14 protein-coding genes are annotated in these 12,941 nt (G+C 73.2%); 10 read left to right on the top strand and 4 right to left on the bottom strand.

The features are described 5' to 3' along the window. Positions 1 to 7 precede the first annotated feature (7 nt). Both Actob_RS20960 and Actob_RS20955 read left to right on the top strand, forming a co-directional pair. The gene (locus tag Actob_RS20960; protein ID WP_284922011.1) at positions 8 to 346 is read left to right on the top strand and encodes a DUF1330 domain-containing protein; all 339 of its coding nucleotides are present in this window, start codon (positions 8 to 10) and stop codon (positions 344 to 346) included. 372 nt (positions 347 to 718) lie between these two features. Continuing rightward, positions 719 to 1,444 carry an RpnC/YadD family protein gene (locus Actob_RS20955; RefSeq protein ID WP_284922010.1) on the top strand — a complete coding sequence of 242 codons (726 nt, stop codon included), beginning with the start codon at positions 719 to 721 and terminating at the stop codon, positions 1,442 to 1,444. A 72-nt stretch (positions 1,445 to 1,516) separates the two neighbouring features. Here the strand turns inward: Actob_RS20955 and Actob_RS20950 are convergent, their stop codons facing one another. Beyond that, positions 1,517 to 2,335 carry an SCO6745 family protein gene (locus Actob_RS20950; protein ID WP_284922009.1) on the bottom strand — a complete coding sequence of 273 codons (819 nt, stop codon included), beginning with the start codon at positions 2,333 to 2,335 and terminating at the stop codon, positions 1,517 to 1,519. A gap of 182 nt (positions 2,336 to 2,517) precedes the next feature. Between Actob_RS20950 and Actob_RS20945 the strand changes: the two genes are divergently transcribed. Then, on the top strand, positions 2,518 to 3,333 hold the full coding sequence (locus tag Actob_RS20945) for a maleylpyruvate isomerase N-terminal domain-containing protein (protein WP_284922008.1): 816 nt from the start codon (positions 2,518 to 2,520) through the stop codon (positions 3,331 to 3,333). A 10-nt stretch (positions 3,334 to 3,343) separates the two neighbouring features. On the opposite strand, the gene Actob_RS20940 is transcribed toward Actob_RS20945, so the two are convergent. Together Actob_RS20940 and Actob_RS20935 are read right to left on the bottom strand one after the other, a co-directional pair. Then, complete coding sequence (locus Actob_RS20940) at positions 3,344 to 4,852, bottom strand: aldehyde dehydrogenase family protein (protein WP_284922007.1); 1,509 nt, start codon at positions 4,850 to 4,852, stop codon at positions 3,344 to 3,346. A 26-nt stretch (positions 4,853 to 4,878) separates the two neighbouring features. After that, a complete protein-coding gene (locus Actob_RS20935) occupies positions 4,879 to 5,610 on the bottom strand; it encodes an SDR family oxidoreductase (protein WP_284922006.1) in 732 nt (243 codons plus the stop codon). A gap of 46 nt (positions 5,611 to 5,656) precedes the next feature. Between Actob_RS20935 and Actob_RS20930 the strand changes: the two genes are divergently transcribed. Genes Actob_RS20930 through Actob_RS20915 form a run of 4 tightly spaced genes read left to right on the top strand, consistent with a single transcriptional unit; the run spans position 5,657 to position 8,899 of the window. After that, positions 5,657 to 6,382, top strand: coding sequence for an enoyl-CoA hydratase family protein (locus Actob_RS20930; RefSeq protein ID WP_284922005.1), 726 nt, complete (start codon positions 5,657 to 5,659; stop codon positions 6,380 to 6,382). Next, complete coding sequence (locus Actob_RS20925; protein WP_284922004.1) at positions 6,379 to 7,206, top strand: CoA transferase subunit A; 828 nt, start codon at positions 6,379 to 6,381, stop codon at positions 7,204 to 7,206. Before Actob_RS20930 ends, Actob_RS20925 begins: the two co-directional genes overlap by 4 nt. Further along, positions 7,203 to 7,877, top strand: coding sequence for a CoA-transferase subunit beta (locus Actob_RS20920; protein ID WP_284922003.1), 675 nt, complete (start codon positions 7,203 to 7,205; stop codon positions 7,875 to 7,877). The genes Actob_RS20925 and Actob_RS20920 overlap by 4 nt, the downstream gene beginning before the upstream one ends. Further along, entirely contained in the window at positions 7,874 to 8,899 is a 1,026-nt protein-coding gene (locus Actob_RS20915; RefSeq protein ID WP_284922002.1) for an NAD(P)H-dependent flavin oxidoreductase, read from the top strand. The genes Actob_RS20920 and Actob_RS20915 overlap by 4 nt, the downstream gene beginning before the upstream one ends. On the opposite strand, the gene Actob_RS20910 is transcribed toward Actob_RS20915, so the two are convergent. Beyond that, complete coding sequence (locus tag Actob_RS20910; RefSeq protein ID WP_284922001.1) at positions 8,877 to 10,001, bottom strand: acetyl-CoA C-acetyltransferase; 1,125 nt, start codon at positions 9,999 to 10,001, stop codon at positions 8,877 to 8,879. The two genes, Actob_RS20915 and Actob_RS20910, sit on opposite strands and share 23 nt — an antisense overlap. Before the next feature lie 67 nt (positions 10,002 to 10,068). On the opposite strand from Actob_RS20910, the gene Actob_RS20905 reads away from it, so the two are divergent. From Actob_RS20905 to Actob_RS20895, 3 genes are read left to right on the top strand one after another with little or no spacing between them, the layout of a single operon-like run. Next, on the top strand, positions 10,069 to 11,229 hold the full coding sequence (locus tag Actob_RS20905) for an acyl-CoA dehydrogenase family protein (RefSeq protein ID WP_284922000.1): 1,161 nt from the start codon (positions 10,069 to 10,071) through the stop codon (positions 11,227 to 11,229). 43 nt (positions 11,230 to 11,272) lie between these two features. After that, positions 11,273 to 12,067 (top strand): acyl-CoA dehydrogenase family protein, encoded by a 795-nt coding sequence (locus tag Actob_RS20900; RefSeq protein WP_284921999.1) that lies wholly within the window; start codon positions 11,273 to 11,275, stop codon positions 12,065 to 12,067. Continuing rightward, a complete protein-coding gene (locus Actob_RS20895; RefSeq protein WP_284921998.1) occupies positions 12,064 to 12,936 on the top strand; it encodes a TIGR03619 family F420-dependent LLM class oxidoreductase in 873 nt (290 codons plus the stop codon). Before Actob_RS20900 ends, Actob_RS20895 begins: the two co-directional genes overlap by 4 nt. The last annotated feature ends 5 nt before the right edge of the window (positions 12,937 to 12,941 follow it).

Genomic DNA, 12,941 nt, shown 5'->3' with positions numbered 1-12,941 from the left:
ACCGAGAATGACCACCTACGCCGTCGCCCACCTGCACACCACCAGCAGCCACGAGGACGTGGTGACCTACATCGAGCGGATCCAGGACACCCTGGACCCGTTCGGCGGCCGGTTCCTGGTGCACGGCTCGCCGGTCGAGGTCGTCGAGGGGACGTGGCCGGGCGCGCTCGTCATCATCGCCTTCCCGGACGGGGCGAACGCCCGCGCCTGGTATGCCTCCCCGGCCTACCGGGAGATCCTGCCGCTGCGCACCGACCACCTTTCCGGCGACGTCGTGCTGGTCGACGGCGTCCCGCAGGACTATGACCCCCGCAGGACCGCCGCCGCGATCCGCGCCACCCGGTGAATCCGGTCGTTGAACTGGTGTGGTGCTCCGACGAGGCAGGATGGGCCGGCACCGCTGCCGCGGGCCCAGCCGATCCCGCGCCGGTGGTGGCGTGATCACCGGCAGGCCGTCCGCGATCTGCCGGGGCAAGCACCCCACCACCCCTTGTCGTGCGACAGCTGACGTGCGTACAGTTGTCGCATGCCATCCAGCACATCGGGGAACGCACGGACAACAAAGGACACGGCCCGCACTCCGGCTGACAACCGCCCCGAGATACCGCGACCACGAGAAGCCACCCGGGACTACGACGGCCTGTACAAGGCACTGCTGACAGCCCATCCCCACGACACACTGCGCCTGCTGTGCCAGGTCCACGTCGACGACGGCGCCGTGATCGTCGACGGGCCCACCGAACAGGTCCGGCTACGCAGCCTGCACCGCGACAAGGTGTTCGTCGTCTCCGGCCCGGACGGCACCGTCGACGTACACCACATCGAAGTACAGGTGAAACGGACCCACGACTTCCAAGTCCGGATGGTGGCCTACTGGGCCGGACTGGCCAGCCGATACGAGGAGCCACACCACCGGATCCACCAAACCGTGGTGTGGCCCGCCGGCGGCGGCTACCCCGGCTCCTTCCAGCGCGATCACCTGCGCCTGGAATACCACTCGGTGAACGTCCCCGACGACCTCGACCCGGACACGCTACTGCGCAGCCCCCTGGCTCCGCTCGCCCTCTGGTCGAGCCGGCGCCCACCCGACGTAGCCGACCGGATCGCTGAACTGACCAACCCCGAAGAACGACTCGTCCTGATCGACTTGAGCATGCTCGCCGAGCACACCATCGCAGCTCAAGTAGTCAACGCGTTGAGGAGCAAGAGTATGAAATTCAACCTGGCAGAAACCGAGACCGGCCGCGAGATCGCCCAGGAGAACCGGGAGCGCGGACGCGAGGAAGGGCTGATCCGTTCGATGGAACTCTTCCTCCAGACCCGCTTCGGCGACTTCCCCGACCTGGACGACCTGGCGCGAAAACTCGTGACCGACGACCACACGACAAACGTGGCACGCATCCTTAACGGCGCCTCCCTGGAGGAACTCCGGCAGTCCCGATGACCCACCATGCCGGCACGTGGCCCGGAATCCGGCCGAGTGCGAGACACGGTCGGGTTCCGGGACATGGACCGGCTACGCTTCCCCGGCCGCGGCGGCGATCGGCTCCAGTGCCGCGATCAGCTCCTCCAACTCCGCCGTGCTGAGCACCTGGTAAGCCGGCGCCGCCAGCTCGTCGGTCAGCGCCTCGATCCGCTCCCGCAGCTGCCGCCCGGCGTCGGTGAACCCGCCGTCCGCGTCCACCAGGCCGCGCCCGCGCAACCCGTCGACCACCGCGGCGAGCTGCTGCCTGGGCAGGTGGTGCACCCGGCCGAACTCCTCGGCCCGCATGCCGAGGGCGAGAGCGAGCAGGACGTGCGCCTCGGTGCCGCCGACCCCGTGGGCGAGGAGGACGGCGTTGTGGCCGTCCCCGCGGTGCTCGCGTAGCAGCGTCGCCGCGTGCCACAGCTTGGCCACCGGCTCCTCGGGCACGTCGAGCGTCCGGAGCCCGGCGTACAGGGCCCGTCCCGCCGTCGGGGCGCTGACAGCCGCCCGGATGGCGAGGTCGGCCGCCCGGGCCAGGCCGGGCGACTCGGCGAGGTCGCCGATCCGTTGACGCAGCGCCGCGGTGCTGCCGCGCTCGCGTACCCTGATCGCCTCCTGCGGGGTGACCTTGCCCCAGACCCACGGGATGTGGCGGGCGACCTCGCCGTCGGCGAAGTTGTAGAAGACCGCGTGCACCACCTCGGCCGGGGCCGCTCCCAGCGGCGCGGCCCGGCCGGCGAAGTATCCGTCCCAGTAGTTGCGCATGCCGAGCGCCAGGAACGCCTCGTTCGGCACCTCGGAGAAGGTGACGGCGGCGATCGGCTCGACCAGTTCGAACACGCGGTGGACCTGGACCGGTGGGTGCGGCATGGCCGGCTCCTCCCGTAGTCGTGGTGGCACCTCGCTGGGTGCCCGCTCACCCAACCTACGAACGATGCCGCCCGGATCCGACACCTCCGTTCACGACCAGCCGTGACCGGCGCCGTCCCGGCGGGTCGAACGGCGCGGCGGTGAGGTCGATGCCGCGGCGGCCATGCCGCTAGCATCGGCTGATGGACTGGCTCACCGCCGACCGGTATCTGTCCGCCATGGAGTCCGAGACGGCTCTGCTGGCCGCCGCGGTCACCGGTCGTGATCCGGGCGAGCGGGTGCCCACCTGCCCCGAGTGGACCATGCGTGACCTGGTCAGCCACGTGGGCACCGGTCATCGCCTGTCGGCCGGGGTGATCGAGCGGGAGGCGACCGCCCCGCCGGCGTACGAGCTGGTCGCCGCGCCGGAGGCGGCCGCCGAGTGGCCCGGCTGGCTGACCGCGGGTGCGGCCGGGCTGATCGCCGCGGTCCGTGAGCACGGGTTCGGCGCTCACGTGTGGACGTGGGTGCCGCGGTATCCGACGGCCGGCTTCTGGGTGCGCCGGATGCTCCATGATCTGATCATTCACCGCTTCGACGCGACGTCGGCCCGCGTGCCGGCCGTGCACGTCGGTGGTGAGCTGGACGACGACCTGGCGGTGGACGGCGTGGCGGCCGTGCACGTCGGTGGTGACCTGGACGACGACCTGGCGGTGGACGGCGTGGCGGACATTCTGCTGTGCTTCGCCACGATCAGCGGGCGCGGGCCGGGGTCGCCGATGGCCGGCCTGCGCGGCGCCGGGGAGACACTGCGGTTCGGCGCGGGTGACCGCTCCTGGCACGTGACGCTCACCCCGGACGGCGTGACCTGGCGGGACGGCGCCGGGCCCGCCGACGTCGTCTACCAGGCGGCGTCCGCGCTCGACCTGTTGCTGGTGCTGAACCGGCGCCGCGAACCGGGCCCGTCCGCCGGCGACCGCGAGCTGCTCGGCCGCTGGCTGGAGAACAGCAAGTTCTGACGCCGGTCGCTCACATCATCTCGTCGCCGGTCGGGATCAGCACCGTCTTGACCTCGGTGTACGCCTCGATCGCGGTGCGCCCGCCCTCGCGCCCGAGCCCGGACTGCCCGAACCCGCCGAACGCCACGTGCGGCTCCAGCTGGTAGCCGTTGATGCCGACCGTCCCGGCGCGGACTGCCCGGGCCATCCGGATCGCGCGTTTCACGTCCGAGGTGTAAACGGTGGCGGCCAGGCCGTACGAGGTGTCGTTGGCCAGCCGGATCGCCTCCTCCTCGTCGGTGAACGGCACCACCGCCAGCACCGGCCCGAAGATCTCCTCCTGGGCGATGGTGGCGCTGTTGGCGACGTCGGCGAAGACGGCCGGCGCGACGAAGTTGCCGGCCGACAGCTCACCGTCCGGGCGGCCGCCGCCGCACACCAGCCGGGCGCCCTCGGCCTGCCCGCGCTCGATGTAGCCGAGCACCCGGGTCAGCTGCCGCTCGTTGATCAGCGGGGCGGCGGTGACCGCCGGGTCGAACGGGTCGCCGTAGGTGACCAGCGTGGTCATGCCCTCGGCGATGGCCAGGAACTCGTCGTACACGTCCCGGTGGACCAAGGCCCGGGAGTGCGCCACGCACGCCTGGCCGGACAGGCCGAGCGTCACGGTGCCCATGGTGAGCGTGGCTGCCGCGTAGACCTCGGCGTCCGGGAAGACGATCGACGGGCTCTTGCCGCCGAGTTCGAGGCTGACCCGGGTCATCCGCTCGGACGCGGCGGCCAGCACCCGCTTGCCGACGGCCCGGCTGCCGGTGAAGGTGATCTTGTCGATCCGCGGGTGGGTGATCAGCGCCTCGCCGGTCGGGTCGCCCGGCCCGGTCACCACGTTCAGCACGCCCGGCGGCAGCCCGGCCTCCTCCAGGAGTCTCGCCAGGCGCAGCGCCGCGAACGTGGCGAACTCCGACGGCTTGAGCACGACGGTGCAGCCGGCTGCCAGGGCCGGTGCGACCTTCTGCGCGGCGAGCAGCAGCGGCCCGTTCCACGGCACCACGGCGGCGACCACGCCGACCGGCTCGCGCAGGGTCATCACCAGGTGGTCGCCGCCCTGGTAGCCGGGCAGCGTCTCGCCGGCCAGCTTGTCGACCCAGCCGGCGTGGTGGTCGAAGACGTCGGCGACGCACTCGATCGACATCGCGTACTCGTCGCCGAAGGTCAGTGGCACGCCGTTGTCGAGCGCCTGCAGGGTGCGCAGCTCGTCGGTGTGTGCGCGGATCAGCTCGGCGGCCCGGCGCAACACGGTGATCCGCTGCTTGGCCCGCGAGCGCGGCCACGAGCCCTCGTCGAACGCCTGCCGGGCGGCGCGCACCGCCGCGTCCACATCGGCCGGGGAGGCCACCGCGAAGTCGCCCACCTGCTCCCCCGTCGCCGGGTGCCGGTGGGTCCAGGTCCGCCCGTCGGCCGCGGCCCGCCAGGAGCCGCCGATCAGCAGCTCACCGGTCGCCAGTCCGACCGCGTCCCGCCTGGTCTTGATCGAGAGAACCATCCGGCACCTCTTTTTTGAAACAGGTTCTATTTCTGCGCACGGTACGCCGCATCGCGCGGGTCCGCCAGGTACCCCGGCCACTCGCCGCCGCCGTGCACCGCTATCGATGCCCCGGTCACGTAGGAGGCCAGCGGCGAGGCCAGCATCAGGCAGACACCGGCGACGTCCTCCGGCGTGGCCGGCCGTCCCATGGGCACGGTGCGCGCCACCGCCTCGGGGTCGAGCAGGCCGGCGACCGGTCCGGGGACGACGCAGTTGACCCGTACGGCCGGGGCCCACTCGGCGGCGAGACTCGTCGCGAGGTGGTGCAGGCCCGCCTTGGCCGCGCCGTAGGCGGCGGTGCCCGGCGACGGACGGGTGCCGCTGACGCTGCCCACCATCAGGATCACGCCGCCGCCCGGCTGCTGTTGCATCACCGCGTTGGCCGCCTGCGAGACGTGCAGCGGGGCGATCAGATTGAGCTCGACGATCTTCGCGTGCAGGCGGGGCGAGGCCGCCGCGGCCGGCACCGGCGGGGCGCCGCCCGCGTTGTTCACCAGGACGTCGAGGCGGCCCCGGGCGGCGGCCACCAGGGCGGCCGCCTGCTCGGGATCGCGGACGTCGGCGCGCAGGAAGTCGGCCGGCCCCGTGTAGGAGCCGCGGCCGCAGACCAGCACTCGCGCCCCGGCCGCGAGAAAGGCCGACGCGATGGCGGCGCCGATCCCCCGGGTCCCGCCGGTGACGACCACACCGCGGCCGGTGAAGTCCAGTGGATCCATGACGCGAGGCTAGCTCACCAAGCAAGCGCTAGGTTAGCCTCGGGCCATGGGCGAAAACCCGATCGCCGAGGTGGTGATCGACTTCCCGCCGGTCAACGCGGTGCCCGCGGCCGGCTGGCAGTCCCTCGCCGACTCGATCATCGCGGCCGGAGCGGACCCGGCGACCCGGGTCGTGGTGCTGTCCGCGCGCGGCCGCGGCTTCTGCGCCGGTGTCGACATCAAGGAGATGCGGCGTGACACGAGCCACGAGACGCTGCTCGCGGCCAACCGGGGCTGCGCCGCCGCGTTCGCCGCGGTCTACGACTGCCCGGTCCCGGTGATCGCCGCCGTGCACGGCTTCTGCCTCGGCGGCGGCGTCGGCCTGGCCGGCAACGCCGACCTGATCGTGGCGGCCGACGACGCCACGTTCGGCCTGCCCGAAGTCGACCGGGGTGCCCTCGGCGCGGCCACCCACCTGGCCCGCCTGGTGCCGCCGCAGCTGATGCGGGCGATGGTCTACACCTGCCGCCCGGTCACCGCCGCCGCCCTGCACCGCTTCGGCACCGTCCACGAGGTGGTGCCGGCCGCCGAGCTGCCGGCGGCGGCGCGAGCCGTGGCCGACGCGATCGCGGCCAAGGACCCGGTGGTGATCCGCCGGGCCAAGGAGTCGCTCAACGGCATCGACCCGGTCGACGTGAAGCGGTCGTACCGGTTCGAGCAGGGTTTCACCTTCGAGCTCAACCTCGCCGGGGCCGGCGACCGCGCCCGGCAGCGGTTCGAGGAGGGGCGATGACGGTGGTGGGCGTCGACGACGTGGTCGCCGAGCTCCGCGACGGGATGACCGTCGGCGTCGGCGGCTGGGGGTCGCGCCGCAAGCCGATGGCGCTGATCCGGGCGATCTGCCGGGCCGGGCTGCGCGACCTGACGGTGGTCTCGTTCGGCGGGCCGGACGTGGGGCTGCTGGTCGCGTCCGGCTGCGTGCGGCGGGTGGTCACCGGGTTCGTGTCGCTCGACAGCATCCCGCTCGAGCCGCACTTCCGGCGGGCCCGCGAGCAGGGCACCATCGAGCTGACCGAGTACGACGAGGGCATGCTGCACTGGGGCCTGCTCGCCGCGGCGAACCGGCTGCCGTTCCTGCCGATCCGGGCGGGGCTGGGCTCCGACGTGATGCGCGTCAACCCCGAGCTGCGGACGGTGCGGTCGCCGTACGCCGATGGTGGCGATCTGGTGGCGATGCCCGCCGTGACGCTGGACGCGGCCCTGGTGCATCTGCATCGCGCCGACCGGCGCGGCAACGCGCGGTATCTCGGCCCGGACCCCTATTTCGACGACCTGTTCTGCCTGGCCGCCCGGCGCCGGTTCGTCTCCTGCGAGCGGCTGGTCAGCACCGCGGAGCTGATCGCGGCGGGGCCGCCGCAGGGCCTGCTGCTGAACCGGATGATGGTCGACGCGGTGGTGGAGACGCCGCACGGCGCGCACTTCACCAGCTGTGTCCCCGACTACGACCGCGACGAGTCCTTCCAGCGGGAGTACGCGACCGCCGACTGGGCGACGTTCCGGGCCGCCTACCTGGACGGCGACGAGGAGCATTACCAGAAAGCGGTGGCCGCGCGATGAGCCGCGCCGACGTCTGCGTGGTGGCGTGCGCCGAGGCGTGGCGCGGCGACGGCGCGGTGCTGGCGTCCACGACCGGCCTGATCCCCCGGCTCGGCGCGCAGCTCGCCCAGCTCACCTTCGCACCCGCGCTGCTGCTCACCGACGGTGAGGCCACGCTGCTGCACGGCGGCGAGCCGGAGGGGTGGCTGCCCTATCGCGCGGTGTTCGGGGTGGTGGCGGCCGGCACCCGGCACGTGATGATGGGCGCGAGCCAGCTCGACCGCTTCGGCAACCAGAACATCTCCTGTGTGGGCGACTGGCATCGGCCCACCCGGCAGCTGCTCGGCGTCCGCGGCGCGCCGGGCAACACGATCAACCACACGACCAGCTACTGGGTGCCTCGCCACGAGCCGCGGGTCTTCGTCGAACACGTCGACATGGTGTCCGGGATCGGTCACGACCGTGGCGCCGCCGAGATCCGCGTGGTGGTGACGAACCTGGCGGTGCTCGACTTCGCCACCCCGGACCGGTCGATGCGGCTGCGCTCGACGCACCCCGGGGTGTCGGTCGCCGAAGTGCTGGCCGCGACCGGCTTCCCGCTGGCCGTGCCGGGCGAGGTGCCCGTCACGCGGGAGCCGACCCCGGCCGAGCTGGAGATCATCGACAGGCTCGACCCGGCCGGCCGCCGATGAGGACCCGACTCACCGAGCTGCTCGGCTGTCCGCATCCGATCGTGCAGACAGGCATGGGCTACGTGGCCGGCGCCGGCCTGGTCGCGGCCACCTCGGCGGCCGGCGGCTTCGGCATCGTCGCCTCCGCCACGATGACCCTGGACCAGCTCCGGGCCACCGTGGACAAGATCCGCGCCCGCACCGACGCCCCGTTCGGCGTCAACATCCGCGCCGACGCCCCCGACGCCCCCGACAAGATCGATTTTTTGGTACGCGAGCGGATCGGTCTCGCCTCGTTCGCCCTGGCCCCGAACCGCGACCTGCTCCGCCGCTGCGCCGACGGCGGCGTGCTCACCATGCCGTCGGTGGGTGCTCGCCGGCACGCGGAGAAGGTGGCCGACTGGGGTGCCGACGCCGTCCTGGTGCAGGGCGGGGAAGGCGGTGGGCACACCGGCCCGGTCCCGACGACGCTGCTGTTGCCGCAGGTCGTGGACGCGGTGGACATCCCGGTGGTGGCGGCGGGCGGCTTCTTCGACGGGCGGGGGCTGGTGGCGGCGCTCGCCTACGGCGCGGCCGGGATCGCGATGGGCACCCGGTTCCTGCTCACCTCGGACAGCCCGGTCGCCCTCGAGGTGAAGCGGCGGTACCTGGCCGCCGACGTGACCGGCACGGTGGTCACCACCCGGATCGACGGGGTGCCGCACCGGGTCCTGCGCACCCCGTTCGTCGACTCCCTGGAGCGGTCCGGCCGCCTGGCGACGCTGATCCGCTCGGTGCGGAACGCCGCCGCGTTCCGCCGCGAGTCCGGCATGTCCTGGCCGGATCTGCTGCGGGCCGGCCGGACCCAGTCGTTGCTGGCCGCGAACACGCCGGCCATGCTGCGCGCGTCGATGGTGGAGGGCCGGCTCTCCGCCGGAGTGATGTCGGCCGGCCAGGTGACCGGTCTGATCGACGACCTGCCGTCCTGCGCCGACCTGATCGACCGGGTCATGGCCGAGGCCGACGCCCGGCTGGCCGCCCTCAACAGCGTTCGAGGACGGTGACGTTGGCCTGGCCGCCGCCCTCGCACATGGTCAGCAAACCGTAGCGACCGCCGCAGCGTTCCAGCTCGTGCAGCAGGCCGGTCAGCAGGCGGGCCCCGGTCGCCCCGAGCGGATGCCCCAGAGCGATGGCACCTCCGTTCACATTGACCCGGGACGGGTCGGCACCGGTCTCCCGCAGCCAGGCGAGGACCACGCTGGCGAACGCCTCGTTCACCTCGAACCGGTCGATGTCGGCGACCCGCAGGCCGGCCCGGTCCAGCGCGTGAGCGGTCGCCTCGATCGGCGCGGTCAGCATCAGCACCGGGTCGCCGCCGCGAGCGGACAGGTGCCGGACGACGGCCCGCGGCCGCAGGCCGTGCCGGCGCAGCGCCCGGCCGGACGCGACCAGCAGGGCCGCGGCCCCGTCGGCGAGCTGGCTGGAGGTGGCGGCCGTGGTGACCCCACCGGGGCGCAGCGGGGCCAGCCCGGCCATCCGCTCGGCGCTCGTGTCCCGGCGCGGGCCCTCGTCGACGCCGGCCGTCACGATCTCCGCCCGGAACCGGCCCTCGCCGATGGCCCGGACCGCCCGCCGGTGGCTGGCCAGCGCCCACTCCTCCAGCTCGGCCCGCCGCAGACCCCACTTCACCGCGATCTCGTCGGCGCTGCGGAACTGGTCGACCTCCCGGTCGCCGTAGCGGGCCGCCCAGCCGGCGGATCCGGCATAGGGCCCGCCGGGCGCCATAGCGCTGCCGATCGGCACCCGGCTCATGCTCTGCACCCCGCCGGCCACCACCAGGTCCGCCGTGCCGCTCATGACCGCCTGCGCCGCGAAGTGCACCGCCTGCTGCCCGGACCCGCACTGCCGGTCCACCGTCACCCCGGGCACGTGCTCGGGCAGACCCGCGGCCAGCCAACTCGTCCGCGCGATGTCCCCGGACTGCGGCCCGAGCGTGTCCACGCACCCCAGCACCACGTCGTCGACGGCGCCCGGGTCCACGCCGGCCCGGTCGAGCAGGGCCGCGATGACCTGGCCCGCCAGGTCGGCCGGGTGCACCCCGGACAGGCCGCCACCACGCCGGCCGACCGGTGAGCGGGCCGCCGACACCAGGTAAGCCGATTCCACTGTTGACGCCCCTCCACCCGGAGACCAAGCTAGAACTTGTTCTAATCTACGACCCCGGGCGGCAGTCATGCACGTGGGATACACACCGGAGCAGGAGAAGCTGCGCCAGGAGCTGCGGGCCTACTTCGCCGGCCTGATGACGCCGGAACTGCGCGCCGCGCTCATCGACGACGAGGGTGAGTACGGCGACGGCGAGGCGTACCGCGCCGTGGTGCGCCGGCTGGGCCGCGACGGCTGGCTGGCGCTGGGCTGGCCGGTCGAGCACGGCGGCGGCGGGCGCTCCCGGATGGACCAGTTGATCTTCGCCGACGAGGCGGCCATGGCCGGCGTGCCGGTGCCGTTCCTGACCATCTACACGGTCGGCCCCACCATCGCCCGGCACGGCTCCGACCGGCAGCGGGCCGAGCTGTTGCCGCGGATAGCGGCCGGCGAGGCGCACTTCTCGATCGGCTACTCGGAGCCGGAGGCCGGCACCGACCTGGCGGCGCTGCGCACCCGCGCGGTCCGCGACGGCGACGACTACGTGATCAACGGGCAGAAGATGTGGACCAGCCTGATCCGGTACGCCGATTACGTCTGGCTGGCCTGCCGCACCGACCCGGAGGCGCCCCGGCACCGGGGCCTGTCCATCCTGGTGGTGCCGACCGACGCGCCCGGCTTCTCCTGGACGCCGGTGCGCACCGTGGCCGGCCCGACCACCAGCGCCACCTACTACGCCGACGTCCGGGTGCCGGTCTCGGCGCGGGTCGGCGCGGAGAACGACGGCTGGCGGCTGATCACCGACCAGCTCAACCACGAGCGGGTCGCGCTCACCTCGGCCGCCCCGCTGCGCCGCGCGCTCGACGAGGTCACCGCGTGGGCCGTCGGGACCGGGGCGATCGAGCGGGAATGGGTGCGGCTGCACCTGGCCCGCGTGCACGCCAAGACCGAGGTCCTCAAACTGCTGAACTGGCGGGTGGCGGCCGGTGGCGACGGCCCGCCCGCCGCGGTGCGCGCCTCGGCCGGGAAGGTGTACGGCACCGAGCTGGCGGTGGAGGCGTACCGCCTGCTCATGGAGGTGCTCGGCCCGGCCGCCACGATCCGCGCCGGCTCGCCCGGCGCGCTGCTGCAGGGCCGGATCGAGCGGATGCACCGCGCCTCGCTGATCCTCACCTTCGGCGGCGGCGCCAACGAGGTGCAGCGCGACATCATCGCGGCCGGCGCGCTCGGCCTGCCGGTCAGGAGATAGCAAACCCGCTTTCGGTACGACCCGAGTACGGTCAGGGGACTCGATGGACTTCACACTCACCGACGAGGCACGTGACCTCGCCGCGCTCACCCGCGACCTGGCCGCCTCCGGCCGCCGGCTGTGGCCGGCGCTCGCCGACGCCGGCGTGCTCGCCGCCGCGCTGCCCGAGCGCGCCGGCGGCGAGGGCTACGGCCTGATCGAGCAGTGCGCGATCCTGATCGAGCTGGGCCGCGCCGCCGCCGACGTGCCGTACCTGTCGTCGATCGTCGGCGCGGCGTCGGCCATCGCCCGGTTCGGCACCGAAGAGCAGGTCGCCACCCTGGCCGTCCCGGCCGGGCAGGGCAGGCTCGTGCTGACCGCGGCACAGGCTCCCGACGGCCCGGACGCCACCGCCTGGCTCGCCGCGCACACCACTGTCGGGGCCTGCGCGGCCCAGCTCGGCGTGGTGGAGCGCGCCCTGGAGATGACCGCCGAGTACGCCCGTTCCCGCGTGCAGTTCGGCCGCCCGATCGGCTCGTTCCAGGCGGTCACCCAACGCCTCGCCGACGCGTACCTCGATGTCGAGGGGTTGCGCCTGGCCCTGTGGCAGGCGGCCTGCCGGCCGGGCCGGGCCGAGGTCGCCACCGCCGGATTCTGGGCGGCCGAGGCGGGCCACCGGGTGCTGCACACCGCGGTCCACGTGCACGGCGGCGTGGGACTCGACCTGGATTACCCGCTGCACCGGTACTTCCTGGCCGCCAAGCACCACGAGTTCCTGCTCGGCGGGGCGACCCGGCAACTCCTCGACCTGGCCGGCACCTTCCCGACAGAATTAGAACACGTTACAGTTCAGGGATGAAGTTCAGCCTCGGCATCGCGCTCAGCCCGCTCGACCAACTCATCGACCTGGCGCGGACCGCCGAGGAGTGCGGTTTCGCGTCGATCGCCCTGCCCGACTCGCTGTTCTACTCCGAGCAGGTCAGCGCGAAATATCCGTACACCTCGGACGGGAGCCGGTTCTGGACGGCCGAGACGCCCTGGTCGGACCCGCTCGTGACGGCCGCGGCACTGGGCGCGGCCACCACCCGCATCCGGTTCTACACGCAGGTGCTCAAGCTCGGCCCGCGCAACCCGGTGCTGCTGGCCCGGCAGGTCGGCTCGGTGGCCCACCTGACCGGCAACCGCTTCGGGCTGGGCGTCGGGCTCGGCTGGTCACCGGAGGAGTCCCGGTGGTGCGGCGCGCCGTTCGAGGACCGGGGCGCGCGCGGCGACGAGGCGATCGAGGTGCTGCGGCTGATCCTCGGCGGCGGCATGGTCGAGTACCACGGCAAGCACTTCGACTTCGGCCGGCTGCAGATGAGCCCGGCGCCGACGTCGCCGGTCCCGATCTACGTCGGCGGGCACGCCGACGTGGCGCTGCGCCGCGCGGCCCGGGTGGGCGACGGCTGGTCGTCGGCGATGATGCGCTTCGACGAGCTGCGCGCCACCATCGACCGCCTGACCCGGCTGCGCGCCGAGTACGGCCGCGCCGACCAGCCGTTCGAGATCCAGGCGGTGTGCGTCGACCGCTTCGGCGTCGACGGTTTCCGTCAGCAGGCGGAGGCCGGCGTGACCGACGCCATCGTGGTGCCATGGCGCTTCTACGGCACCGGCTTCGACGGCGACCTGAACGCCAAACGCGACGGCCTCCGCCGCTTCGCCGACGAGGTGATGTCCAAGGTCAACTGACGCCG

This window comes from Actinoplanes oblitus, assembly GCF_030252345.1.
Classification (GTDB): Bacteria; Actinomycetota; Actinomycetes; order Mycobacteriales; family Micromonosporaceae; genus Actinoplanes; species Actinoplanes oblitus.
The sequence above is the reverse complement of the archived record's forward strand: the minus strand, read 5'-3'. Positions and strand labels throughout refer to the sequence as shown.